Raw genomic sequence first — 25,371 nt, 5'->3', positions numbered from 1 at the left:
CATGAGTGAGGGCCCCGCGTGGTGACGCAGGCTGCCTCCTCCGGGCCGTGACTCACTCATGCTGTCTTGCACTCTCATGTCTCTCAGCCCCCCAGCCCGGCGTCCAGCACGGCCCGCGCGATCGGTGCGGCCACCGAGCCGCCGGTCGCGGCCAGGGCCCGATCGCCGCCGTTCTCGACGATCACCGCGATGGCGATCTTCGGGTTCTGCGCCGGTGCGAACGCCATGTACCAGGCGTGCGGCGGGGTGTTGCGCGGATCCGAGCCGTGCTCGGCCGTTCCGGTCTTCGACGCGATCTGATACGGGCGCGGCTGCGTCCCTCCCTGCGTGTTCTTCTCCGACTCGATCATCAGATTGGTGATCTGGGTGGCCACCTGCGGGGTGACCGCCTGGCCCACCGAGGTCGGTTTGGTGGTGCTCAGCGTGCTGAGGTCCGGCGCCTGCAACTGGTCGACCAGGTAGGGCTTCATCCGCACGCCGCCGTTGGCGATGGTGGCCGCGATGACCGCGTTGTCCAAGGGGGTCAGGGCCACATCGCGCTGTCCGATGCTGCTCTGGCCCAGCGCCGCGTTGTCGGGAATGTCGCCCACGGTGCTGTCGGTCCAGGGGATCGGGATGCTGTTGTGCAGATCCTTGCCGATCCCGAACGCGCTCGCCTCGTCCTTGAGTTTCGCGGTCCCCACCTTGATACCGAGTTCCACGAAGGCCGTGTTACACGAGTACTTGAAAGCTTCTGTGAGCGAAGCGGTTTGGCTGTCGCCGGGACCGCAGTGGCTGCCGTTGTAGTTCTCCAGCGTGGTCTGGGTGCCGGGCAGGGTGATCCGCGGCGCGGCGGTGAACTGGTCCTCCGGCTTCGCGATGCCGTTGGACAGCGCGGCCGCGGTGACCACCACCTTGAACGTCGAACCCGGCGGGTAGGTGGTGGACACGGCGCGATTGATCAGCGGCTTGCCGGTGTCCTTGTCCAGCTGCTTGTAGGTGTCCTCGACCCGGCCGGCATCGTGCCCGGCGAGGGTGTTCGGATCGTAGGACGGCGTGGACACCATGGTCAGGATGCGCCCGGTGCTCGGCTCGATCGCCACCACCGAACCGGTCAGCTTCTTCGCGGTCAGCTGCTCGTAGGCGATCTTCTGCATGAGCGGGTTGATTGTGGTCACCACATTGCCGCCGCGCGGATCCCGGCCCGAGATGAGGTCGATGAGCCGCCGCCCGAACAGCTGGTTGTCCGAACCGTTGAGCACCGAGTCCTCGGTGTGCTCGAGTCCGTTGTTGCCGTTCTGGAGCGAGTAGAAGCCGGTCACCGGCGCGTAGGCCATCGGATCGGTCGGGTAGGTGCGCAGGTACTTGTAGCGGTCGTCGGTGGCCACCGAACTCGCGAGCACCGTTCCGGCCGCGGAGATCTGGCCGCGCTGGCGGGCGTACTCGTCGAGCAGCACGCGATCGTTGCGCGGGTCGTTGCGCAGGCTGTCGGCCTTGCCGATCGGGCCGATCTGGACCTGCACGTAGGTGGCGTTGATCAGCAGCGCGACGATCATCGCCATCACCGCCAGCGCCACCCGGCGCAGAGGCGTGTTCACCCGGCACCCCCCTCGACCTTGCGCAGCATCTGCGTCGACGCGTCCGCGATCGGCTCGGCCCGCTTGCGGGCGGGCGCCGGGCGGCGGGCCGCGTCGGAAATCTTGATCAGCACTCCCAGCAGGACGTAGTTCGCCAGCAGCGACGAACCGCCGTACGACATGAACGGGGTGGTCAACCCGGTCAGCGGAATCAGCTTGGTGACTCCGCCGACCACGACGAACACCTGAATGGCAATGGTGAAGGCCAGCCCCGACGCGAGCAACTTGCCGAAGCTGTCGCGGATGGCCAGCGCGGTGCGGATGCCGCGCACCGACAGGATGCAGAACAGTACGAGGATCACCGCCAGGCCGATCAGGCCGAGCTCCTCACCGATGGCGGCGATGATGAAGTCGGTCTTCGCGAACGGCACCTTCGACGGATTCCCGCTGCCCAGACCGGTTCCCGCGAGACCGCCGGTGGCCAGGCCGAACAGCGACTGCGAGATCTGGTAGCCGGTGCTGGAGTAGTCGTCGAACGGGTGCAGCCAGGTCGAGACCCGGACCCGCACATGCCCGAACGCGTTGTAGGCGAACACGAATCCGACGGTCAGCAGCACCAGCCCGACCGCCACCCAGCCCACTCGCTCGGTCGCGACGTAGAGCATGCACAGCACGGTCGCGAAGATCAGCAGCGAGGTGCCCAGATCCTTCTCGACCACCAGCACGCCCACCGAGACCACCCACACCAGCAGGATCGGTCCCATGTCGCGCATGCGCGGCAACTCCATACCGAACACGTGCTTGCCCGCGCCGGTGAACAGGTCGCGCTTGGACACCAGCACCCCGGCGAAGAACACGATCAGCGCGATCTTGGCGAACTCACCGGGCTGAACGCTGAAGCCGGGCAGCCGGATCCAGATCTTCGCGCCGTTCACCATGGAGTACCGGTCCGGCAGCAGCGCGGGCAGTGCGAGCGCGACCAACCCGAGCAGGCCGACCGTGTAGGAGTAGCGGGCCAGGCTGCGGTAATCGCGCAACGCGATCAACAACCCCATGAAGACCACCATCCCCAACCCCGTCCACAGCACCTGCTGGTTGGCGTCGGGGGAGGGGATGGGCAGGTTGGCGAAGGCGGCGTCCTGGGCCTGCGCTAGGTCCACGCGGTGAATCACCACCAGGCCCAACCCGTTCAGCAGTGCCGCGATCGGTAGGAGGAGCGGATCCGCGAACGCCGCGAACCGCCGCACCGCCAGATGCGCGACGCCGAACAGGGCCAGGTACGCGGCACCGAGTTTGGCGATCTCCCAGGTGATCGCCTGCTCCTGACTGGCCTCCACCAACACCAGGGACACGGTGGTGATGAGGGCCGCCAGCCCCAACAGCAGCAACTCGACATTGCGCCGGGTGGCGGGCGGCGGCGCAGGAGCGAATCCGCCGGGTGGACTGGGGAAGGCCCCAGTGAACGGCGGTGCCGGTGCGGACATCAGTCCGCCGTCCTGCAGTTCTGCCCCGGGTTCTGCGGTGCCGTGGTGGTGGGAACGGTGGTGGCCGGCGGATTCGGCTGCTCGGACTTGTGCTCCAGCGGGTGGTTCTCGCCGGTCCGTTCGCCGCCGCTGAGGCCGCCGGGGACGGCGGGCGGTGCGGCGGGTGTGGGGGTGACCGAGGCGCCCGGCTGGTTCGGGTCGGCGGGCGGGGCCGGAGTCGGGGTGCTCGGGGCCTGTGCCTTGGTCTCGCAGGGCGGCAGCAGCTCGGTCGACACCAGCATGCGGATCTGCTTGATGGCGTCGTCGCGCGAGCCCGGCGGCAGACCCTTGTCGACCGAATCCCGGCCGCTGGGGCGCAGCGCCTCCCGGGTCAGCGGGACACAACCGGCGGCGAACTTGTCGCCGGGAGCGGCCAGCGTCAATTCACCGGAACGGGTGACACATCCGACCTGATCCACATCGCGGATCGAGTAGCCCAGCACCGAACCGGGCAGGCCGCGCAGCACGACCACCTTCTCGCCGTCCACGCCGACGTAGTAGTTGCTGCGAATCATGTTGTAGCCCACGGTGAGACCCGCGCCGACGGCCACCAGCAGGGCCAGCGACAGCGCCAGCCAGCGCAGCTTGTGGCTCTTCCTGGGCGGTTCGGGTTCGGGCTGCGCGACCGTGCGGCGCGGGGTGGCCCGCGGCGGGCGCATGGCGGCGGCCCGGCCGGCGGCGGTGTTCGGCGGGGGAGTGTCCTCATCCTCGCCGGACGCCGCGCCCGCCACGATGGGGTGGCTCTGGCCGTAGTCCAGATCGATGACGTCGGCGACCACCACGGTCACGTTGTCGGGACCGCCACTGCGCAAGGCCAATTCGATGAGCCGGTCGGCCGCCTCGTCGGTGGTGCCCTCGCGCAGGGTGTTGGCGATGGTCTCGTCGCTGACCACGTCGGACAGGCCGTCCGAGCACAGCAGGTAGCGGTCTCCGGCACGAGCCTCGCGCACCACCAGGGTGGGGTCGATCTCGTTGCCGGTGAGCGCCCGCATGATCAGCGAGCGCTGGGGATGAGTGTGGGCCTGTTCCGGGGTGATTCGTCCCTCGTCCACCAGCGACTGCACGAAGGTGTCGTCGCGGGTGATCTGGGCCAGTTCACCGCCTCGGAGCAGATAGGCGCGGGAGTCGCCGATGTGAGCGAGGCCGAGTTTGCGGCCGGCGAACAGGATGGCGGTGAGCGTGGTGCCCATGCCGTCGAGTTCCGGCTCCTCCTCGACCTGGTCGGCGATGGACGCATTGCCTTCGTGCACGGCACGATTCAGCTTGCCGAGCAGATCGTCGCCGGGCTCGTCGTCGTCCAGATGCGCCAGGGCGGCGATCATCAGTTGCGAGGCGACCTCACCGGCGGCGTGGCCGCCCATGCCGTCCGCCAGCGCGAGCAGTCGCGCACCGGCGTAGACGGAGTCCTCGTTATTGGCTCGGACGAGACCACGGTCGCTGCGCGCTGCGTAGCGGAGAACAAGTGTCACGATCGCAGCTCGATCACTGTCTTGCCGACACGGACAGGGGTGCCGAGTGGGACTCGGACCGGAGTGGTGACCTTCGACCGGTCGAGGTAGGTCCCGTTGGTGGAACCGAGATCCTCGACGTACCAATCCTCACCGCGCGGAGACAGTCGCGCGTGGCGGGTGGAGGCGTAGTCGTCGGTGAGGACCAGTGTGGAGTCGTCCGCGCGCCCGATCAGCACCGGCTGCTGGCCGAGTGAGATGCGAGTGCCGGCGAGAGAACCCTGAGTCACCACGAGATATTTGGCGCCCTTCTGGCCCCGGCGAAAAGATGGGAGCACCGCGGAACCGCCTGCGGCCCGAGGCGCGACCCGAAGGCCGGAAGCCGCGTAGATATCGCTGCGCAGGGTCCGGAGCACCGCCCACACGAACAGCCACAACAGCAGCAGGAACCCCGCACGGGTCAATTGCAGGATCAGTCCCTGCACGGTGCTCCACCTCCTGTTCGACCGTGTCGTAGGTACGGGGCAGTTACGGAGGAATGGCTCCGTGACCCCCAACCGGTGTGTTGCGTGTCAGCGCGGCCAGAGTCCGCCGCGTGTAATGGCAGCATCATAGGGCCGTCGACCGGTTGCGATCACGATACGACCGAGGAATTCCTAGTCATATCGTGACCTGCACCGCGAGCTTACGGGATCAGACGATCCGGATCAGGATCTCGGAATGCCCGGCGCGGATGACATCTCCGTCGGCCAGCTGCCAATCCTGGACGGGAGACCCGTTGACCAGCGTGCCATTGGTCGAACCGAGGTCCGAGAGCATCGCGGTCTGGCCGTCCCAGCGAACCTCGATGTGCCGCCGGGACACGCCGGTGTCCGGCAGCCGGAAGTGCGCGTCCTGCCCACGGCCGATGATGTTGCTGCCCTCGCGCAGCTGGTAGGTGCGGCCGGAGCCGTCGTCCAGCTGCAGCGTCGCCGAGTAGCCCGACGCGCCCCGCGCGGGAGCCGCGCCGTAGCCGGCCTGCTGCTGGTCGTAGCCCTGCTGGCCGTAGCCCTGCTGGTCGCCGTAACCCTGCTCGTAGCCCTGCTGCTGGCCATAGCCCGGGTCGGCGTAACCCTGCTGCTGACCGTAGCCCTGTTCGGCGTACCCGCCCTGCTGCTGGCCGCCGTAGCCGCCACCCTGCTCGTAGCCCTGCTGACCGTAGCCCTGCTGCTGGCCGTAGCCCGGGTCGGCGTAACCCTGCTGCTGGCCGTAGCCCTGCTGGTCGCCGTAGCCCTGCTCGTAGCCCTGCTGCTGGCCGTAGCCCTGCTGGTCGGCATAGCCCTGCTGCTGGCCGTAGGCCTGATCCGGCGCGCCGTACCCGCCCTGCTGGCCGTAGCCCTGGTCGGCGTACCCGCCCTGCTGCTGGGCGCCGTAGCCGCCGCCCTGCTGCTGGTAGTCGTAGCCGTTCTGGTACTCGCCGTAGCCCTGCTCGGACTGGCCGTAGCCGTACTCGCCGTACCCCTGCTGACCGGGGCGGCCCGCAGGCGGGGGCGCGTACCCGCGGTTCCGCGGATCGGACTCCGCGGGCTCACGGCTGGGGTCGTAGCCTGAGTTCTGCGTCATGGGGCCAGCTCCTGGTTGCGGGTTGGGTCGTTGTGGGCGTTCAGGTCCCGGTGACGGGCTGGCCCGCCTGCCCGCGTCCGGATCCACCCGGCCGCGCGTCCTGAACTGTCCGGTGTGCAGCGTAGGGGATGCCTCGAACTCCACGTGCACTTCGCCGTAGGTCTGCCACCCTTGCTCACGGATGTGGTCCTGTAGATGTTTGGCGAACGCACGCACGGTGAGCTGGTAATCCTCTGTGGCGACCTGCTGGTCCGGCTGGCCTTCACCGTGGACGAGTTGCCGGAGATCGGTCTCGTTGACGGTGATGACGTAGCTGTTGGGAGCCAGCAGATGTCCCCCGCCCAGATCCTGGACGTGGTCGCCGGCCTCACGCTGCAGTGCGGCCTCGACCTCCTGGGGAACCACGCTGCCGCCGAACGCACGGGCGAAGACATCACCGACAGCACCCTGGAGGCGGCGCTCGAAGCGGGAAACGAACCCCATCGCCCCTCCTTCCCGGGTCGTGTCGTTTCTGACCTGCCAATAGTCGTGCGTGGAGCGTCCCGGAATGCAACACGCAGGCATGGCGTGTCGCCGGAGGGACACGGTCTTTGCATGATATCCACGATCGTCCACACCTGTAACTCTTGGCGGCGAGCCCAGGTTCCCGGGGCGTACCCACTGCGCCACGAAGCATGCGCACCCCCGATAACCAGGCGATTTCGTTTTGGTGCAAACCCCGTGATACGTTCTTCTCGTCGCTCGGGCGAGTGGCGGAATGGCAGACGCGCTGGCTTCAGGTGCCAGTGTCCGTAAGGACGTGGGGGTTCAAGTCCCCCTTCGCCCACAACGAGGAAGGCCCTCGATCCAATCGGATCGGGGGCCTTCTTCTTTGTCCGGACTTCCTTCTTTGTCCGGACTTCCTTCTTTGTCCGGACTTCCTTGTCTGGACTCGGTTCTCGGTCCGGCCGTCCGGTTCGCCGGGGAATCCATGGATGTGACGAAGGTCGCACACCCTGTCCGGGGTGGGTTTCGAGAGACGTTGCCAGGGGCCGTTTCTGGGCCTCGCGAGGGGTGAAAATCGTTTGCCGGAGGATGTCGCCTCGGGTATGCGCCCGATTACTGTCCAGCGTTGCCTGATGATCATTTAGCTAAACCCATTCGAAACAAACTTGAGGTTTGTTTGACCCCAAGCGACTGCTTGGCAATCACGCTGAGCTGGGACAAAACGCCAGCTTAACGGCGGTTGAACCTGCGGTGAGCGGAGAATTTGCGAGTTTTCCGCAAACCGGATGACGGCGTTCGAAACGCATCGCGCGCAATGGGTTGAAACGGGTCCTGAAACGCAACCGCGGGGATAGTTTCGGGGCCCTCCGCAGACCGCCCGCAAAGGGTATGCGGAGAATTAGCGATGGTGTCGGGTTCCCTACGGGGAGGGCGCATTTCGCCTGGTCGCGTTATACGCCCGGTGGGCAAGTCGGAGGTTGCGTAGCCATAACGATTGTGTAGAGTCAACGGCAACGCTGGCCGCAGCTGAGCCGGACTCGCTGCGGCCAGTGGAAATCAATCCGAACGGTGCTCGCGACTACGAAGTCGCCACTCACACAACCGGTTCCGGATGGTTCCCGACCGAATTGCCCGTGATGTGCTCCGGGCCCAACTCCCGCGCCACGTCGGTCAACCCTCGCGCTGTGTCGTCCATCTCTCGCACCGCCCGGCGACCACGCCCGAATACGTAGGCCAGGAAACCGAGTTCGGCCACCGCCCCGACCCCGACCCGCACCGCGGTGGGCCATCCGCTGGGCGTCACGAATCCCTCCAGGAATCCCGACACCAGCAGCACCCCGGCCAGGCCCAGCGCGATCACCGCCGTCGCGCGCCCCTGCCGGGCCAGCGCCTGCGGGCGGCTCTCCCGGCCCGGGTCGATCAATGTCCAGCCCAGTTTCAGGCCCGCCCCACCGGCCACGAAAATGGCTGTGAGCTCGAGCATTCCGTGCGGCAGGATCCAGCCGAAGAACGGCCCCAGCCGTCCCGCCTCCGCCATCAGCCCGGCACTGACGCCGAGGTTCAGCGCGTTCATGAACAACAGGTAGAGCGCGGGCAGCACCAGCACCCCCATGAACAGCACCATGGCCGACACCCACGCGTTGTTGGTCCACACCTTCGCCGCGAACGCGTCGTGCGAGTGCTCGTAGTAGTACGTCTCGAATTCGCCGCCCGGCTTCGTCAAGACGTCTGTATCCATGTTCAGCCCGAGACGCTTCCGCGTCGTCTCGGAATTGGCCACCGCCGCGCCGAGCGCCGCCGCGCCGAGCAGGAACACCGCCGCCACCGACAGCCACCATGGCCAGGCCCGGTACACGGCGGCCGGGAAGCGGTGCGTGAAGAAGTACCCGATCTCGTGGGGAGTGTCGATGCGCGCGCTCAGGATTCGTCCCCGCGCCCGGGTCAGCACCGCGGACAGCCCGGCGATCAGCTCCGGATCGGCCTCCCGGGTCTGCAACCGCGCCAGCTGCTGTGAGGCCACCCGGTACAGCCGCACCAGTTCGTCGGCCTCCGCCCCGCTGAGCCGCTTGCCTCGCGACGCCAGCCGATCCAGCCGATCCCAGGAAGGCCGGTGAACGAAGGTGTACGCGTCCAGATCCATGAGTTCCCCTCCCGCACTTCGGCTGACAAAATGCTAACCACACGATTCCTGCTCGCTGATCAACGTTCGAAGTTCGCGGCCGTCTCGATTCTGGACGGACGGAGCGGGGGAGCGAAGCGGAGGAGGGAAGAATCGGGACCAGGGGCCGCGAACCCGCCCGGAGCGAAGCGGAGGGCACATGGGCAGAGCACTTTTCACCACGGGCGAGGCCGTAGCCGTCGAACTGCCCATCGCGCGGATCCCGACGCGCGCCGCGGCGTTCCTGCTCGACCTGATCGTGCAGTTCATGCTGGGTGTGACGCTGGTCCTGCTGTTCCAGGCGCTGTTGGTGTGGATCGGCGCGGACGCCGCCTGGCGGGACGCGGCGCTGCTGGTGGCCCTGGTGTGCGCGGCCATCGGATATCCGGTGGTGTTCGAGACCCTCACCCGCGGGCGTTCGCTCGGGAAGATGGCGGTCGGGTTGCGGGTGGTGCGCGCCGACGGCGGGCCCGTCGACTTCAAGCACGCGGTGACGCGGGGCCTGGCCGGGATAGTCGACTTCTGGGTGCTGGGCACCGGTCTGATCGCCGTCGTGGTGTCGCTGTGCTCGCCGCAGGGCCGCCGGGTCGGGGACGCCCTGGCGGGCACCGTGGTGGTGCACGACCGCAGCCGCCTGCCGTTCGCGGCGCTGGCCGCGCCGCCGCCGTGGCTGGCGGGCTGGGCGCGACAGCTGGACCTGTCCGGGCTCTCCGACGAGCAGGCGTTCGCGGTGCGGCAGTACCTGCTGCGGTTCCGCACCCTGACCCCCGAGGTGCAGGACCGGCTGGGCCGGGCACTGGTGGTCTCGGTGTGCGCGAGCCTGCGCACCGCGCCCCTGAACGGCTATCCGCCGCTGCAGATCCTGGGCGCGGTGCTGGCCGAGCGGCAGCGGCGGCAGTTGCCGCCGCCGTCCTTCCCGCCGCGGCAGCTGGTCACCCCGCCCTCGCCGGTCACAGCGCTCCGGTCCGTTTGAGTTCGAGGTATTCGTCGGCCAGCGCCCCGGGCAGCAGGTCCGGCGGCGCGGTGATGACGCGGACGCCCGTGCGGCGCAGGGTCTCCCGGGCCACGGCCTCCTCCGCGATCACGTTCTCGGCGGCCGCGGCGGTGTAGAGGTCGGTCAGCCCGGTGCGGTGGATGGCGGCGGCCGCCACCTCCGGGTCGGTCACCGACACCACCAGCACCCGGTGCCGCTCCGCAAGGACCGGCAGCACCGGCCGCAGGCCCTCCTGCACGGTGGCGGCGTCGAGGTGGGTGAACCAGACCACCAGGCTGCGGCGGCGGGCCCGCTGCAGGGTGGCTCGCAGCATGCCGCGGTAGTCGGTGTCGGCCAGTTCGGGGGTGAGTCCGGCGAGCGCGTGCATCAGCTTGAGCTGCAGGCGTTTTCCGCCGACGCCGCGCACCTCGGTGCGCAGCCGCCGGTCGTAGGCCAGCAGATCCACCGAATCGCCTCCGGCGGCGGCCAATCCGCCGAGCAGCAGGGCGGCTTCGATGGCGGCGTCGAGGCGGGTGCCGCCGCCACCGTGTGCACTATCGGCGCCGCCACCGTGTGCATTATCGGCGCCGCCGATGCGGCCCGCGCTCACCCGTCCGGTGTCGAGCAGCATCACCACGTGCCGGTTGCGTTCCGGCCGCCAGGTGCGGACCAGCACGTCGTTGGCGCGGGCGGTGGCCCGCCAGTCGATGGTGCGCACGTCGTCGCCCGCGACATATTCACGGAACGAATCGAATTCGGTGCCCTGTCCGCGAATCGTGGTGGTGTTGCGGCCTTCCAGCTGCTGCAACTGCTTGACCTTGGAGGCCAGCAGCGGCTCGCTGCGGAACGGCGGCAGCGCGCGCAACCGGGCGGGCACCTCGCGGCGCACCTGGCGTCCGGCGAGGCCGAGCGGTCCGAGCAGGCGCAGCGTCACCGGACCGGCCACCCGGTCGCCGTGATAGGCGGGGGTGAGTTCGGTGCGCAGCCGAATCCTGGTGTTGGGCGGCAGGTTCAACGGGTGCGTGCGGTGCCGGGCGTGGGCGCTGGGCGGCCAGTCGTCCCACAGTGTCCCGCGCACCGGCCGGGCGCCGCCATTGAGCACCGCCAGTTCCACGTCGATGCTGCGGCCCGTGCGCACGCTGGTGAGCGGCTCGCGCGAGAGTTCCAGCGCGCCCGGCGATCCCAGCAGCAGCAGATCGAGCCCGATGAGCGCGGCCAGCGCCAGCGTGGCGACCAGCACGCCGAGCCACGACGGCAGCGCCAGCGTGACGAACAGGGCAGCGAGCACCGCGGCGGCGGCCAGCCGGCCGGTGACGACCACCGGCTACACCGGAACCGGGACGGACATCAGCAGCGAGGCCAGCACGCCCTCGGCGGTGACGCCCTCCACCTCGTGTTCGGGCCGCAGGTGCAGTCGATGCCGCAGCACCGGCGTCGCAACGGCTTTCACGTCGTCGGGGGTGACGTAGCCGCGGCCGTGCAACCAGGCGAAGGCCCGCGCGGCCGCCATCAGCGCGGTCGCGCCGCGGGTGGACGCGCCGTGCGCCACGGCGGGGGAGGTGCGGGTGGCCCGGCACAGGTCCACGGTGTAGGCGAGCACCTCGGGACTGATGGCGACCTGGGCGACCGCTGCGCGGGCAGCCGCGATGTGCGCGGGACCGGCCACCGGCCGCAGTCCGGCCGCGGCCAGGTCCCGGGGGTCGAAGCCGGCGGCATGCCGTTGCAGGATACGGAATTCGTCGTCGCGCCCGGGCAATTGGACGTCGACCTTGAAGAGGAACCGGTCCAGCTGCGCTTCCGGCAGCGGATAGGTGCCCTCCTGCTCGATCGGGTTCTGGGTGGCGACCACCACGAACGGGTCCGGCAGCGGCTGCGGCACGCCGTCTACCGAAACCTGCCGCTCCTCCATCGATTCCAGCAGCGAGGACTGGGTCTTGGGCGGGGTGCGGTTGATCTCGTCGGCCAGCAGCAGGTTGGTGAACACCGGGCCGCGGCGGAAGGTGAACTCGGCCGAGTGCGGATCGTAGATCTGGGAGCCGGTGACGTCACCGGGCATCAGGTCCGGGGTGAACTGGATGCGGGCGTGCTCCAGGTCCACAGCGGTGGCCAGCGCCCGCACCAGCAGCGTCTTGGCCACGCCCGGAACGCCTTCCAGCAGCACGTGGCCGCGGCACAGCAGCGCCAGCACCAGGAACATGACGGCGTGGTCGTTGCCGACCACGGCTTTGCCGATCTCGGCGCGCAGGGCCAGCAGCGCCTGCTGCGCGTCCTGCTCGGTCGGCGCCTGACCGTCGGTCGCCGGGGTGCCGTCGTGGTGGGCGTCCACCACGTCCTTGGACAGGTTGGTCACAAGACCTCCGCTTCGATCCATTCGAGTTGTGCCGCCACGAGTTCGAGGGTCTCCCGGTCGGTGACCGGGGCGTAGAGGGCGGCGCGGAGGACGGCCGGGTCCGCGCCGGTGCGGACGGCGAGCGCCCCGACCACCAGTTCCGCCGGGGTGCCGGCGGTGACGCCGAGCGCGGGGCGCAGCCGGCGCAGCGCCGCCGCCCGCAGTTTGGCGGCCACATGGTCGTGATCGCGCGATTTCCGGTACAGCCCGGCCTGTCCGGCCAGCAGTTCCTGGGCCGGGGCCTCGACCGGCAGCGGTTCGCGCACGATGGCGCCGCGCCTCCGGCCGCGCCACCACAACACCGTGACCCACGCGATGAGGAACTGCAGACCGCCGAAGGCCAGCCAGCCCGGCAGCCGTTCGAAGATGGAGTCCTCGCCGTCACCGAAGTTCGGCGGCGGCAGGTCCGGTTCCCGGCGCGGGGTCGGCGGATGCGTCGGCGGCATGTCCGGATGGGGCGACGCGGGCGCGTGCCCGAGATGGGTGATCACATACACCAGCGCGACGACCGCCAGCAGCGCGGCGAGCGCCGCCCACAGTCGCCAATCCCGCAGCAGCTCCGGCAGTTCCGGGCGCTGCCGGGCGGGTTTGTCCTTGGCGGCCTTGGTCTTGCGCACCTTGCGTTTCTCGGTGAGCTCGACCGGCCCGTCCTTGGGCGGCGGCGCGCTGGAGAACCGGTCGGCCTGTTCGAGCTGCCGGTACTCCGACTCGGTGGCGTACCGGCCGCCGTAGACGACCTCGTCGAAACTGTGTGCCGCCGAGGGCAGTTCACCCGCGTCGTGGACCGCCGCGGTGGCGGCCCGAGCCGTCTCCCGCGCGGTGCGCGCCCGCTCCTCGTCGAGGATGCCGCGCTGCTCCAGGCCGCGGGTGACGGCGCGATACCGTTCGCGCAGCGCCACCCCGAAGTCGCCGCGCCGGGCGGCGTCCTCCGCCGCGGCCAGGTGCGTGGCGGCCGGGCCCAGCGCGGGCTCGGGCGGTGCGGCGTGCGGGTGCCCGGGCGGTGCGGTGTGCGGAATCTCGGTCATCGGGCCCCTCCCGTGGGCACCCGGATGTCCCACGCTTCGCGGCGGCAACGCCGGTCCACATAGGTCACGACCTGGGTGGCGGATTCCACCAGCTCGCCGATCGCCACGATGAGCAGAGCCACCGAGACGATCAGCACCGTCACCGTCCCGCGGTGGGTGCCGGAGAAGTCGGTGATGAACCGCGGCAACGCCAGCAGCGGCACGATGAGCACCAGCAGCAATACGCGCAGGTACAGCCACAGCCCGACCAGCTGCCATTCCGCGCCGCCCGCAAGCAGTTTCGCCCGCCGGGCGGCTTCGCGGTAGCCGATCGAACCGTCGAAGCTGCTGGGCACCAGCGTGAATCGCCGTCCGCGCAGCCAGGCCAGCCAGATCACCGCGAACGGCGCGGTGAACAGCAGGGGAGCGCCCACGGCCAGCACGCCGACCCCGATCAGCGTGTACATCACCTGGTAGGCGAGCAGCGGCCCGGCTCCGGAGCGCAGCCGCCGCAGTACGCCGCGCCAGGTCGAGGGCCTGCGGTACACGACATCCAGTCCGGCCGGCACGGTCACCCCGCGCACGAAAAACCGTAGCCCCCAAGCGCACAGCAGGCTGGTGAGCAGCGCACCCCAGAAGGTCCCGAGGTCGGAATCGCCGGTGATCGCGGCGGCGGCCGCGGTGCCCGCGACGGACACCAGCACGGCGGCCACCCAGGCCGCCCCGAGCAGGGCCGCGAGGATCGTGATCCGGGCCTGGATCAGCGCGAACGGCAGGTCCAGCAGTTCCCGGAACTGCATCGGGCGAATCGGAACAACCGCCGGGTCGGTCGAAGTCGGTTCCCCCACCGAGCCGGTCGGCGAACCGACGGAGTCGGCGGCGGTCGGCAACACGGGCCCGAGTCTATCCGGAGTCGCGCCCCAGGAGCCGGGCGACGACCTGGCGGTACATGTCCGGTTCGATCGGCGGCATTCCCATCAGCGCGCGCAGGTAGACGCCGTCGCCGACCAGGCGCACGATCTCGGCCCGCACCGGGTCGTCGATCTCGTTGTCCAGGGCCGTCTTCCAGGAGGTCATCACCTCGGTGATGGCCCGGTCGGTCTCGGCCTGGGCGCCGTCGGCCGGGGCGTCGACGGTCCGCATGGCGGCGAGCATGGATCGGTACAGCGCGAGTTCCACGGCGTCGGATTCGTCGTCGGGGTGCGGCGCCTGCAGGTACCACTCGGCCACCGAGCGGCCCTGTTCGATCGCGGTGCGCACCTGCTGGTCGGCCCGTTCGGTGACGCGGCGCAGCAGTCCGGCGAGCAGCGCGTCCTTGCTCTTGAAGTGATAGAGGAGCCCGCCCTTGGAGACGCCCGCGGTGGCGGCGACGTTCTCCAGGGTCACCTGGGACAGGCCCTTGTCGAGCAGCAGGTTCTCGAGCGCGTCGAGGATCCGGTCGCGGGTGCCGGCGGGGTCGCGGGTGGTCACGGGGGTTGACTGTACCGGCTGGACGGTTCAGGCTGTTACTGTACCGTCTGGACGGTTCAGAAACGAAAGAGAAAGCTGATGACCACCCACCCGACCGCGCGTTCCGGAACTCCTTCGACCCTCGACCGGCCCGTGACCCCGCACGCCGCGCCCAAGGCCCGGCCCCGGGACTGGGCCGGCCTCGCCGTGCTGGCCCTGGCGCTGCTGCTGATCGCCGTCGACGCCACCGTGCTCGACCTGGCGGTCCCCTCGATCACCGCGCACCTCGCGCCCACCACCCCGCAGCTGCTCTGGATCATCGACGTCTACTCGTTCGTGCTGGCCGGCCTGCTGGTCACCATGGGCACCCTCGGCGACCGCATCGGCCGCCGTCGACTGCTGCTCATCGGCGCGGCCGGATTCGCGGCCGCCTCGGCGCTCGCCGCCTGGGCGATCAGCCCCGAAATGCTCATCGCCGCCCGCGTCCTGCAGGGTGTCGCCGGTGCGACCCTGATGCCCGCCACTCTGGGCCTGATCCGGTCCATGTTCGCCGACGCCCGTCAGCGCACCCTGGCGATCTCGGTCTGGGGCGCGATGGCCGCCTCCGGTGCGGCGTTCGGCCCGCTGCTCGGCGGCTGGATGCTCGAGCACTTCTGGTGGGGCTCGGTGTTCCTGGTGAACCTGCCCGTCATGGCGCTGCTGCTGGTCCTGGCACCGATCCTGGTACCGGAATCGCGGGATCCCAACCCGGGCCGTTTCGACCTGGTGAGCGCCGGACTGTCGATGCTGGCCCTGATCCCGGTGGTGTACGCGGTCAAGGAGTTCGCGGCCCACGGTCCGAGCCTGAACCTGCTGATCAGTGCCGGTGTCGGTGTGACGGCCGGCGTGCTGTTCGTGCGTCGTCAGCGCGGGCTGTCGGCTCCGCTCATCGACCTGGACCTGTTCCGGCTGCCCGCCTTCCGGGCCGCCGTGTTCACCAACCTGCTGTCGGTGTTCGCGCTGGCCGGTGTGCTGTTCTTCGGCTCGCAGTACCTGCAGCTGGTGCTGGGCAAGTCACCGTTGGAAGCCGGCCTGCTGCTGATCCCGGGCACGGTCGGTTCCATGTTGGGTGCGCTCGCCGCGGCCTGGCTGGTCCGGTATTGGCGTTCGGCGACCGTGCTCGCGGGCTCGCTGGCGACGGTCGCGCTCGGCGCGGGCCTGTACTGGCTGCTGCCCACCGATCCCTCGGGTTCGGTGACCCCGTTCATCGTCGGCTTCCTGCTGATCGGACTGGGTGAGGGTGTGGCCCTGACGGTGTCGGCCGACATGATCGTGAGCACCGCGCCGGAGGCGCGCGCGGGCAATGCCGCCGCGATCTCGGAGACCGCGATGGAGATGGGTATCGCGCTGGGTGTGGCGGTGCTGGGCAGTGCCGTGATGGCCGCCTTCCGCGGCGGTCTGGACCTGACGCACGTGCCGTCGGGTCAGGCGGACGCGGCGCGCGAGTCGCTGGGCGGCGCCATCGAAACCGCCCGGGCGCTACCGGAACCCGCGGCCGGGGAGCTGTTGCACTCGGCGCACACGGCGTTCGTCAGCGGCATCCACTTGGCTGCCACATCGACGGCGGTCATCCTGCTGCTGACCGCGTTCGTCGCCTACCGCGCGGCGACTCGCAAGACCGCGGTGGTGTAGTCGAAAAAGGCTGTGGCCCGGATGTTTCCGTGTTCAACGTGAAACATTCCGGGCCACAGTGCGTTTCCTCGGGTTACTCCTGGCCCTTGCCCGGCGGCAGTTCACGTGGGGCCCGGTAGTCGAGTTCGGGGTTGCGGCGACCCGCCAGCGCGTCCTGCTGCGCGGGCGCGGGCAGCGGGTAGCCCGGGTCCACCACGTGGCCCTGGGGGAGCGGGGCGTATCCCGGGTAGGCGGCATAGGGCTGATCCACCACGGTGGAGGCCACCCGCTGCGCGTAGACCTGCTGGGGCGCGCCCTGCGGCAGGTATCCGTACTGCTGGGGCTGCGCGTACATCTGCTGCTGGTGCTGCTGCGGCTGCGCGGAATCCTCCGAGTCCACCGTGACCTTGCGCGTGCGGCGCAGGGTGAAGGTGATCTCCTCGGCCTCCTCGAACGCCTGCCGCACCGTGCGCAGCGGATGCGTGGCGGTGTCGATGGCATTGGCCACGAAGGACGGGACCAGCGGCCGGATCCAGCGGGCAGCGGTGTCGGTGAACGGCACCGTGCCGATGATCGGCAGTTCCAGCCCGCCCCCCTTGGCGGGCTGCGGCGCCGGCGTGGCGGGCGCGAGCGCGCCGCCGGACGGCACGGGGGCCAGCGCACCCGAGGTGAGCTGGGCGGGCAGGTTCGGCGACTGTGTCACGATCCCCTCCTGGGACACGGTGCGGTCCTTTCGATCTCCGGCCGCGGTCCCGGCCGGAAGTTCCAGTCTGGTGGCGGAGTCGAATTCGGCCACGGCGCGCTGTGCGGGCTCGGTGATGCCGATCTCGAAATTGCCGATGGCGGCGATGATGCGGGTGCGCTGCCGTTCCCGGTCGATGGCGGTGTCGGCGTGCGCGGCCAGCCGCGCGGCGGTGAGCTGTTGTTCCGCGCGCAGGTTTTCGGTCTCCACCCGCACCTCGGCCTGTTTGACGGCGATGGCGGTGGCGGCGGCCTGGTCGATCCGGTCGGTCTCGGTGCTGACCGCGACGCTGCGGTCGAACGCCGTCTCGCCGCGCCACCAGCGCAGCAGTAGCGGCAGCAGGGCGAGGGTGATCAGGAGCAGGGCGACGGCGAGGCGCAGGACGAACGCCCCGAAATGCCCTGTGGTGTAGTCGTTCACGGCCACCCAGCGGGCCCCGAGTCCGCGGTCGCCGTCCGTATAGGCGGCCTTGCGGGCGTCGGCGAGGGCCTTGTCCTGCGCGGTGACCTTGTCGTCGAGCCCGGCCACCTTGTTCCGCTCGGCGGTGAGCTGGGCGCGCGCGTCGTCGAGCATCTGATTGGCGGTGCGCTCCTCGGGACCGCGTCCGGGGACGCCGGTCCGGGGGATGCCGTCGCAGTCCTGCGACGGGTTGATCTCGCAGCGCGCGATCTTCAGTGCGGTCCCGACGTCTGTCTGTGCCTTGGTGATCTGCTGCTCGAGCGCGCCGCGCGCGGCTTTCGCCTGGTCCAGGTCGGTGCGGGCGGTGACGACGGCGGGCGCGGATTCCACTGCGCGCTGCGCGTTCTCGTCGAGCAATCGGTGCACGGTGCCGGAGAACAAGAGGGTGCAGGCCAGTTCGGCCACCACCACCCCGGCCAGTACCGCGACGGCGATGCGCCCGGCGAATTCGGCGACGGCCCGCCGGTCCTCGCGCCGATCGGGCGTGGCCGCGGTGGCGAGAGCCCGGGACAGCGCCCCGACCAGGAAGGTGGCGATCAGCGCGATGGCCACGACGCCGAGAGCGGGCCGGCCCGCGGCCCCGGTGGCGGCGGCGGTGATGCCTCCCGCGGTGACCGCGAACAGGGCCACCACCGCGCCGGTGACGGTGTAGCCCGCACGCTCGGGACCGGTGGTGAGCTGCGGTTGCGCCCCACCCAGCCAGACCAGCAGGTCGCCGGGTCCGGCCGGGGAATGGACGTGGGGATCTGTCATGGGAGGCTCACATCCTCTACGTCCCAGGTGGTTCGGCAGAGCGAAACTGTCGCTGATTCGTTGTCTCAGCGTGACAGGCGTCCGGCGGTTACACCGACCGCGGCGGGTGTGATGTGGCCAGGCTCACATCGACCCTTTTCGGGCCGCTGAGGTGGTGTTGATCACCTGCGTCCGGTCTCGGATATCACCGAAAACCGAGTCGGGAGACAGATTTACGGTTTGCTGAACGTGTGCTGAATCCCACATTCAGGAAAAATTCCGTACGGTCCGCACGTTGCGAGCCCATGTCTCCCGGGTGGTCGCAGGAGCGACGGAACTTGTCCGGAAAGTTAGCGGCCTAACGCCCGGTTTGCCGGATCCGCTTGTGGGGAAACCTGATTCATTGCAGGTGGGAGGCAGTCTGGAGCAGTGCTGGACCGTCCGGCCGTCGACCTCGCGCGGGTGCGTCACAGTGGTGAACTCAACTGAAACGCACGGGCACCCCTGCTTTACACTGGAGAACGCGCGTGTGTTGGAGGACCGGATGTAGAAGCCCAGCTAGAAGCTGGAATTAGCCTTACCTGAGTTGGTTGGGCTCCAGTCCTGACTTATCGTTTGCTCTTACGCCGAACTACACAATTCGGTGTATCTCCCCATACGGACAGAGGCCCGATCGGTGCTCAGCCTAGCGGGCGAGAACGGCACGGCGTGTAGCGAACGCGTAAGAGTTCCGTTACCACCGAGCACCCGACTAGGTAATCGAAGCGGGTGGACAACTGCAAAGTTGACTGCACGGAGTGACCATCAGCGCCGCTGGTCTCCGAAACGTCCGGACGCAGTCCAGACCGGAGGCGTTCGACGAAGGCCGCATTCTTCGAAGGCCTGTTTTTTGTGAAGGCAGAGGCATGACGCAACTTCCTGGCCACAGGTCCCCTGGACCCATCGGGCTCTATGACCCGGCGAATGAACACGACGCCTGTGGTGTCGCATTCGTCGTCGACATGCACGGCCGCCGCAGCCGCGACATCGTCGACAAGGCTATTACGGCATTGCTGAACCTGGAGCACCGTGGTGCGGCCGGCGCCGAACCCAACTCGGGTGACGGCGCGGGCATCCTGATCCAGCTCCCGGACAAGTTCTTCCGTGCCGTGGTCGACTTCGAGCTCCCCGCCGAAGGTTCCTACGCGACCGGCATCGGCTTCCTGCCGCAGGCACGCCGCGAGGCCGCCCGCGCCGGGTACGGCGTCGAGAAGATCGTGCGCGAGGAGGGCCTCGAGGTCCTCGGCTGGCGCGAGGTCCCGATCGACGAGTCGTCGCTGGGCGCGCTGTCGCGCGACGCCATGCCGACCTTCCGGCAGATCTTCATCGCCTCCCCCAAGGGCGGCGCCGAGCAGCTCTCTGGCATGGACCTGGAGCGCCGCGCGTATGTCATCCGCAAGCGCATCGAGCACGAGCTCGGCAAGTCGGGTGCCGGCGAGGGCGCGACCGGCAAGGAGTCGGTCTACTTCCCGAGCCTGTCCGGCGAGACCTTCGTCTACAAGGGCATGTTCACCACCCCGCAGCTGCGGGCGTTCTACCTGGACCTGCAGGACGACCGGGTCGAGTCGGCGCTGGGCATCGTGCACTCGCGCTTCTCCACCAACACCTTCCCGTCGTGGCCGCTGGCGCACCCGTTCCGGCGCGTCGCCCACAACGGTGAGATCAACACCGTCTCCGGCAACGAGAACTGGATGCGGGCCCGTGAGGCGCTGCTGAACTCCGATGTGTTCGGCATCGACTCCGAGGGCAACAACCGCCTGGAGAAGATCTTCCCGGTCTGTACCCCGGGCGCATCGGACACCGCGCGTTTCGACGAGGTGCTCGAGCTGCTGCACCTGGGTGGCCGAAGCCTGCCGCACGCCGTGCTCATGATGATTCCGGAGGCGTGGGAGCGCCACGAGTCCATGACCCCGGAGCAGCGCGCGTTCTACCGCTACCACTCCTTCCTCATGGAGCCCTGGGACGGCCCGGCCTCGGTGTGCTTCACCGACGGTTCGGTCGTCGGCGCGGTGCTGGACCGCAACGGTCTGCGCCCCGGCCGCATCTGGGTCACCGAGGACGGCCTGGTCGTGCTGGCCTCCGAGGTCGGCGTGCTCGACATCGACCCGGCCAAGATCGTCTACAAGAAGCGCCTGCAGCCCGGCCACATGTTCCTGGTCGACACCAAGCAGGGTCGCATCATCAGCGACGACGAGGTCAAGTCGACGCTGGCCGCCGAGTTCCCGTACCAGCAGTGGCTGGACGAGGGCCCGACCAAGCTGAGCGACCTGCCCGACCGCCCGCACGTGCACATGTCGCACGACCGCGTGCTGATCCGCCAGCAGATCTTCGGATACTCCACCGAGGAACTGAACATCCTGATCTCGCCGATGGCGCAGACCGGTGGCGAGGCGCTCGGCTCGATGGGCACCGACACCCCGATCGCGGTGCTGTCCTCGCGGCCGCGCCTGCTGTTCGACTACTTCTCGCAGCTCTTCGCGCAGGTCACCAACCCGCCGCTGGACGCCATCCGCGAAGAGGTCGTGACCTCGCTGCGCAGCATGGTGGGCCCGGAGGCCGACCTGCTGAACCCGGGACCGGAGTCCTGCGGTCAGATCACCCTGACCCAGCCGATCCTGGACAACGACGAGCTGGCCAAGCTGGTCCACATCAATGACGACGGCTCCCGTCCCGAACTGCGTTCGGTCGTGGTCCACGGCCTGTACCCGGTGAAGAAGGGCGGCAAGGGGCTGCGCAAGGCCATCGAGGCCGTGCAGCGTCAGGTCTCGGCGGCCATCGACGGCGGCGCGCGCATCATCGTGCTGTCCGACCGCGAGTCCAACGAGAAGCTGGCCCCGATCCCGTCGCTGCTGCTGACCGCCGCGGTGCACCACCACCTGGTCCGGGAACGCACCCGCACCAAGGTCGGCCTGGTCATCGAGGCCGGTGACGCCCGCGAGGTGCACCACATGGCCATGCTCGTCGGCTTCGGCGCGGCGGCCATCAACCCCTACATGGCCTTCGAGTCCATCGAGGACATGCTGGAGCGTGGCGCGCTGCAGATGCCGGGCAGCACCGGCGATCACGCGGCCGACTTCAAGAAGGCCGTCTACAACTACAACAAGGCGGCCGGTAAGGGCGTGCTGAAGGTGATGTCCAAGATGGGCATCTCCACCATCGCCTCCTACCGTGGCGCGCAGCTGTTCCAGGTCGTCGGCCTGGCGCAGGAGCTCGTCGACGAGTACTTCACCGGTCTGCGTTCGCCGCTGGACGGCATCGGCCTCGACGACATCGCCGACGAGGTCGCGCAGCGGCACCGGATCGCGTTCCTGGAGAACCGCAACGAGCGCGCGCACCGCGAGCTCGAGATCGGCGGCGAGTACCAGTGGCGTCGTGAGGGCGAGTACCACCTGTTCAACCCGGACACGGTGTTCAAGCTGCAGCACGCCACCCGCTCGGGCCAGTACAAGGTCTTCAAGGAGTACACGAAGCTGGTCGACGACCAGTCGGAGCGTCTCGCCTCGCTGCGCGGTCTGTTCAAGTTCAAGAACGAGCACCGCAACCCGATCTCGATCGACGAGGTCGAGCCGGCGTCGGAGATCGTGAAGCGCTTCTCGACCGGTGCGATGAGCTACGGCTCCATCTCCGCCGAGGCCCACGAGACCCTGGCCATCGCCATGAACCGCCTGGGCGGTCGCTCGAACTCCGGTGAGGGCGGCGAGCACCCGGCGCGCTTCGAGCCGGAGGAGAACGGCGACTGGCGCCGGTCCGCGATCAAGCAGGTGGCCTCGGGCCGCTTCGGCGTGACCGCGCACTACCTGACCAACTGCACCGACATCCAGATCAAGATGGCGCAGGGCGCGAAGCCCGGTGAGGGCGGCCAGCTTCCGGCGCACAAGGTGTACCCGTGGGTCGCCGAGGTCCGGCACTCCACCCCGGGCGTCGGCCTGATCTCGCCGCCGCCGCACCACGACATCTACTCGATCGAGGATCTGGCGCAGCTGATCCACGACCTGAAGAACGCGAACCCGCAGGCGCGGATTCACGTGAAGCTGGTCGCGGAGCCGGGCGTCGGCACCGTCGCCGCGGGTGTCTCGAAGGCGCACGCCGACGTGGTGCTCATCTCCGGCCACGACGGTGGTACCGGTGCGTCGCCGCTGACCTCGCTGAAGCACGCGGGTGGCCCCTGGGAGCTCGGCCTGGCCGAGACCCAGCAGACCCTGCTGCTCAATGGTCTGCGCGACCGCATCGTGGTCCAGGTCGACGGTCAGATGAAGACCGGCCGCGACGTCATGATCGCCGCGCTGCTGGGCGCCGAGGAGTACGGTTTCGCGACCGCTCCGCTGGTCGTCTCGGGCTGCATCATGATGCGCGTCTGCCACCTCGACACCTGCCCGGTCGGCGTCGCGACCCAGAACCCCGTGCTGCGTGAGCGTTTCACCGGCAAGCCGGAGTTCGTCGAGAACTTCATGCTCTACGTCGCCGAGGAAGTCCGCGAGCTGCTGGCGTCGCTGGGTCTGCGGACCCTGGACGAGGCCGTCGGCCGGGTCGACCTGCTCGACACCACCGCCGCCAAGGCGCACTGGAAGGCCGCCAAGCTCGACCTGTCGCCGATCCTGGACGACGTCGAGACCGCGTTCATGTTCCAGGACCGCCGCCGCACCAAGGACCAGGACCACGGCCTGGACAAGGCGCTGGACAACGAGCTGATCGCGCGTTCGGCCGACGCCCTGGAGCGTGGCAAGCCGGTCAAGTTCGACTCCAAGATCACCAATGTGAACCGGACCGTCGGCACCATGCTCGGCCACGAGGTGACCAAGCTGTACGGCGGAGTCGGCCTGCCGGACAACACCATCGACATCACGTTCACCGGTTCCGCCGGTAACTCGTTCGGTGCGTTCGTCCCGGCCGGTATCACCCTGCGGGTGGTCGGCGACGCCAACGACTATGTCGGCAAGGGTCTTTCGGGTGGCCGCATCACGGTGCGCCCGTCCGACGACGCGCCGGAGTCCTACGTCGCGGAGCAGAACATCATCGCGGGCAACGTGATCCTGTTCGGCGCCACCAGCGGCCAGGCCTTCCTGCGCGGTGTGGCCGGCGAGCGCTTCGCCGTCCGCAACTCGGGCGCGACCGCGGTCGTCGAGGGTGTGGGCGACCACGCCTGTGAGTACATGACCGGTGGCCGCGTGGTCATCCTCGGTGAGACCGGCCGCAACTTCGGCGCGGGCATGTCGGGCGGTATCGCCTACGTGTACAACCCGAACGGCACCTTCGAGGCCAACCTCAACACCGAGCTGGTCGACCTGGAGCAGCTCTCGGCCGATGACGCGCAGATCCTGCACGACATCGTCGCGCAGCACCGCGACGAGACCGGTTCGGCTGTCGCCGAAGGCATCCTGAGCGACTGGTCGCAGCAGGTGACCAAGTTCGTGAAGGTCATGCCGCGCGACTACAAGAAGGTCCTGCTCGCCATCTCCGAGGCCGAGAAGGCCGGCCGGAACGTGGACGAGGCCATCATGGAGGCGGCTCGTGGGTAACACCTCACCTTTGGCGTGGACGAGGCGCTGTGACCATTCAAGGCAGCTCGTGGCTGACCTCATCTCCGCGGTGCAACGCAGCACCATCGTTGTTCCGTGCGCGCAGCGCATTAGTCAGGAGTTCGTAAATGGGTGACGCACAAGGCTTCCTGAAGCACACTTCCCGGGAACTGCCCAAGCGCCGTCCGGTTCCGCTGCGACTGCTGGACTGGAAAGAGGTCTACGAGGAGAAGTTCTCCCACGAGACCCTGCAGAAGCAGGCCAGCCGCTGCATGGACTGCGGTATCCCCTTCTGTCACAACGGCTGTCCGCTCGGGAACCTGATTCCCGAGTGGAACGACCTGGTGTACAAGGGCGCGTGGAAGGAGTCGTTCGATCGGCTGCACGCGACCAACAACTTCCCGGAGTTCACCGGCCGCCTGTGCCCGGCTCCGTGTGAGGCGTCCTGCGTCCTGGGCATCAACCAGGATCCGGTGACCATCAAGCAGGTCGAGGTCGAGATCATCGAGAACGGTTTCGACGAGGGCTGGGTCACCCCGGTCTACCCGACCCGTCTCACCGGCAAGCGCATCGCGGTCGTCGGCTCCGGCCCCGCGGGCCTGGCCGCCGCCCAGCAGCTGACCCGGGCCGGTCACACCGTGACCGTGTTCGAGCGCGACGACCGCATCGGCGGCCTGCTGCGCTACGGCATCCCGGAATTCAAGATGGAGAAGCGCTTCATCGACCGCCGCGTCGCGCAGATGGAGGCCGAGGGCACCATCTTCAAGACCAGCGTGAACGTGGGCGTGGACATCACCGCCGACCAGCTGCGCAAGCAGTTCGACGCGGTCGTCCTGGCCGGTGGCGCCACCATCGCGCGTGACCTGCCGATCCCGGGTCGCGACCTGGACGGCATCCACCAGGCCATGGAGTTCCTGCCGCTCGCCAACCGCGTGCAGCTGGGCGACCGGATCACCGACGAGGACGGCCTGCCGCGCATCAACGCGCGTGGCAAGAAGGTCGTCATCATCGGTGGCGGTGACACCGGCGCGGACTGCCTGGGCACCTCGCACCGTCAGGGTGCGGAGTCGATCCACCAGTTCGAGATCATGCCGCGTCCGCCGGAGGAGCGGGCCGCCTCGACCCCGTGGCCGACCTACCCGCTGATGTACCGCGTCTCCTCGGCTCACGAGGAGGGCGGCGAGCGCGTGTTCTCCGTCAACACCGAGCGTTTCGTCGGTGCGGACGGCAAGGTCACCGGCCTGCAGGCGCACGAGGTGAAGATGGTCAACGGCCGCTTCGAGAAGGTCGACGGCACCGACTTCACCTTGGAGGCGGACCTGGTGCTGCTGGCCATGGGCTTTGTCGGTCCGCAGAAGAACGGCCTGCTCGAGGGTCTGGGCGTCGGTTACGACCAGCGCGGCAATGTCATGCGTGACAAGGACTGGGCCACCACGGTGCCCGGCGTCTTCGTCGCCGGCGACATGGGCCGCGGTCAGTCGCTGATCGTGTGGGCCATCGCCGAGGGCCGCGCGGCGGCCGCCGCGGTGGACAAGTACCTGGAGGGGGAGACGGCGCTGCCGTCCCCGATCACCCCGACCATGGTCGCCCAGCGCTGATCCGCAGCCACTGAGCGAACGCTCGAAGGTGCCCCCGGACTTCGGTT

General features: G+C 69.0%; 16 protein-coding genes and 1 tRNA gene. 5 read left to right on the top strand and 12 right to left on the bottom strand.

Going from position 1 to position 25,371, the window contains the following annotated elements; all coding sequences use genetic code 11:
* Positions 1–83: 83 nt before the first annotated feature.
* The 5 genes from ACFYTS_RS15785 to ACFYTS_RS15765 form a co-directional block, all read right to left on the bottom strand.
* On the bottom strand, positions 84–1,577 hold the full coding sequence (locus ACFYTS_RS15785; RefSeq protein WP_387304755.1) for a peptidoglycan D,D-transpeptidase FtsI family protein: 1,494 nt from the start codon (positions 1,575–1,577) through the stop codon (positions 84–86).
* Positions 1,574–3,040: an FtsW/RodA/SpoVE family cell cycle protein gene (locus tag ACFYTS_RS15780; RefSeq protein WP_357274952.1), complete on the bottom strand. Its 1,467-nt coding sequence runs from the start codon at positions 3,038–3,040 to the stop codon at positions 1,574–1,576. Before ACFYTS_RS15780 ends, ACFYTS_RS15785 begins: the two co-directional genes overlap by 4 nt.
* Positions 3,040–4,548 (bottom strand): PP2C family protein-serine/threonine phosphatase, encoded by a 1,509-nt coding sequence (locus tag ACFYTS_RS15775; RefSeq protein ID WP_387304752.1) that lies wholly within the window; start codon positions 4,546–4,548, stop codon positions 3,040–3,042. Before ACFYTS_RS15775 ends, ACFYTS_RS15780 begins: the two co-directional genes overlap by 1 nt.
* Positions 4,545–5,012 (bottom strand): FHA domain-containing protein, encoded by a 468-nt coding sequence (locus ACFYTS_RS15770; protein WP_213558686.1) that lies wholly within the window; start codon positions 5,010–5,012, stop codon positions 4,545–4,547. The genes ACFYTS_RS15775 and ACFYTS_RS15770 overlap by 4 nt, the downstream gene beginning before the upstream one ends.
* Before the next feature lie 208 nt (positions 5,013–5,220).
* Entirely contained in the window at positions 5,221–6,612 is a 1,392-nt protein-coding gene (locus tag ACFYTS_RS15765; RefSeq protein WP_387304750.1) for an FhaA domain-containing protein, read from the bottom strand.
* 260 nt (positions 6,613–6,872) lie between these two features.
* Here ACFYTS_RS15765 and ACFYTS_RS15760 point away from each other — a divergent pair.
* Positions 6,873–6,955 (top strand) — tRNA-Leu (locus ACFYTS_RS15760).
* A 753-nt stretch (positions 6,956–7,708) separates the two neighbouring features.
* Here ACFYTS_RS15760 and ACFYTS_RS15755 read toward each other — a convergent pair.
* Positions 7,709–8,755 carry a stage II sporulation protein M gene (locus tag ACFYTS_RS15755; protein WP_387304748.1) on the bottom strand — a complete coding sequence of 349 codons (1,047 nt, stop codon included), beginning with the start codon at positions 8,753–8,755 and terminating at the stop codon, positions 7,709–7,711.
* A 178-nt stretch (positions 8,756–8,933) separates the two neighbouring features.
* Here ACFYTS_RS15755 and ACFYTS_RS15750 point away from each other — a divergent pair, with 178 nt between their 5' ends.
* Complete coding sequence (locus tag ACFYTS_RS15750) at positions 8,934–9,746, top strand: RDD family protein (protein ID WP_387304746.1); 813 nt, start codon at positions 8,934–8,936, stop codon at positions 9,744–9,746.
* On the opposite strand, the gene ACFYTS_RS15745 is transcribed toward ACFYTS_RS15750, so the two are convergent.
* The 5 genes from ACFYTS_RS15745 to ACFYTS_RS15725 are packed head-to-tail and all read right to left on the bottom strand — an operon-like array spanning position 9,724 to position 14,609.
* Positions 9,724–11,067, bottom strand: coding sequence for a DUF58 domain-containing protein (locus ACFYTS_RS15745; RefSeq protein WP_387304744.1), 1,344 nt, complete (start codon positions 11,065–11,067; stop codon positions 9,724–9,726). The two genes, ACFYTS_RS15750 and ACFYTS_RS15745, sit on opposite strands and share 23 nt — an antisense overlap.
* A 3-nt stretch (positions 11,068–11,070) precedes the next feature.
* Positions 11,071–12,096 (bottom strand): AAA family ATPase, encoded by a 1,026-nt coding sequence (locus tag ACFYTS_RS15740; protein WP_387304742.1) that lies wholly within the window; start codon positions 12,094–12,096, stop codon positions 11,071–11,073.
* Entirely contained in the window at positions 12,093–13,160 is a 1,068-nt protein-coding gene (locus ACFYTS_RS15735; RefSeq protein ID WP_387304740.1) for a DUF4129 domain-containing protein, read from the bottom strand. Before ACFYTS_RS15735 ends, ACFYTS_RS15740 begins: the two co-directional genes overlap by 4 nt.
* Positions 13,157–14,032, bottom strand: a complete 876-nt coding sequence (locus tag ACFYTS_RS15730) for a hypothetical protein (protein WP_387304737.1) — start codon at positions 14,030–14,032, stop codon at positions 13,157–13,159. Before ACFYTS_RS15730 ends, ACFYTS_RS15735 begins: the two co-directional genes overlap by 4 nt.
* Before the next feature lie 10 nt (positions 14,033–14,042).
* Positions 14,043–14,609 (bottom strand): TetR/AcrR family transcriptional regulator, encoded by a 567-nt coding sequence (locus tag ACFYTS_RS15725; RefSeq protein ID WP_357274969.1) that lies wholly within the window; start codon positions 14,607–14,609, stop codon positions 14,043–14,045.
* A gap of 78 nt (positions 14,610–14,687) precedes the next feature.
* Between ACFYTS_RS15725 and ACFYTS_RS15720 the strand changes: the two genes are divergently transcribed.
* Positions 14,688–16,259, top strand: coding sequence for an MFS transporter (locus ACFYTS_RS15720; protein ID WP_387304734.1), 1,572 nt, complete (start codon positions 14,688–14,690; stop codon positions 16,257–16,259).
* 73 nt (positions 16,260–16,332) lie between these two features.
* On the opposite strand, the gene ACFYTS_RS15715 is transcribed toward ACFYTS_RS15720, so the two are convergent.
* Entirely contained in the window at positions 16,333–18,192 is a 1,860-nt protein-coding gene (locus ACFYTS_RS15715) for a DUF4407 domain-containing protein (RefSeq protein ID WP_387304731.1), read from the bottom strand.
* Positions 18,193–19,076: 884 nt separating this feature from the next.
* Between ACFYTS_RS15715 and gltB the strand changes: the two genes are divergently transcribed.
* Together gltB and ACFYTS_RS15705 are read left to right on the top strand one after the other, a co-directional pair.
* Positions 19,077–23,726, top strand: coding sequence for a glutamate synthase large subunit (gene gltB, locus ACFYTS_RS15710; RefSeq protein ID WP_357274975.1), 4,650 nt, complete (start codon positions 19,077–19,079; stop codon positions 23,724–23,726).
* A gap of 128 nt (positions 23,727–23,854) precedes the next feature.
* A complete protein-coding gene (locus tag ACFYTS_RS15705) occupies positions 23,855–25,324 on the top strand; it encodes a glutamate synthase subunit beta (RefSeq protein WP_357274977.1) in 1,470 nt (489 codons plus the stop codon).
* Positions 25,325–25,371 lie beyond the last annotated feature (47 nt).

Source organism: Nocardia sp. NPDC004151, from assembly GCF_042874235.1.
Classification (GTDB): Bacteria; Actinomycetota; Actinomycetes; order Mycobacteriales; family Mycobacteriaceae; genus Nocardia.
Note: the sequence above shows the minus strand (reverse complement) of the source record. Positions and strands in the feature narration are given on the sequence as shown.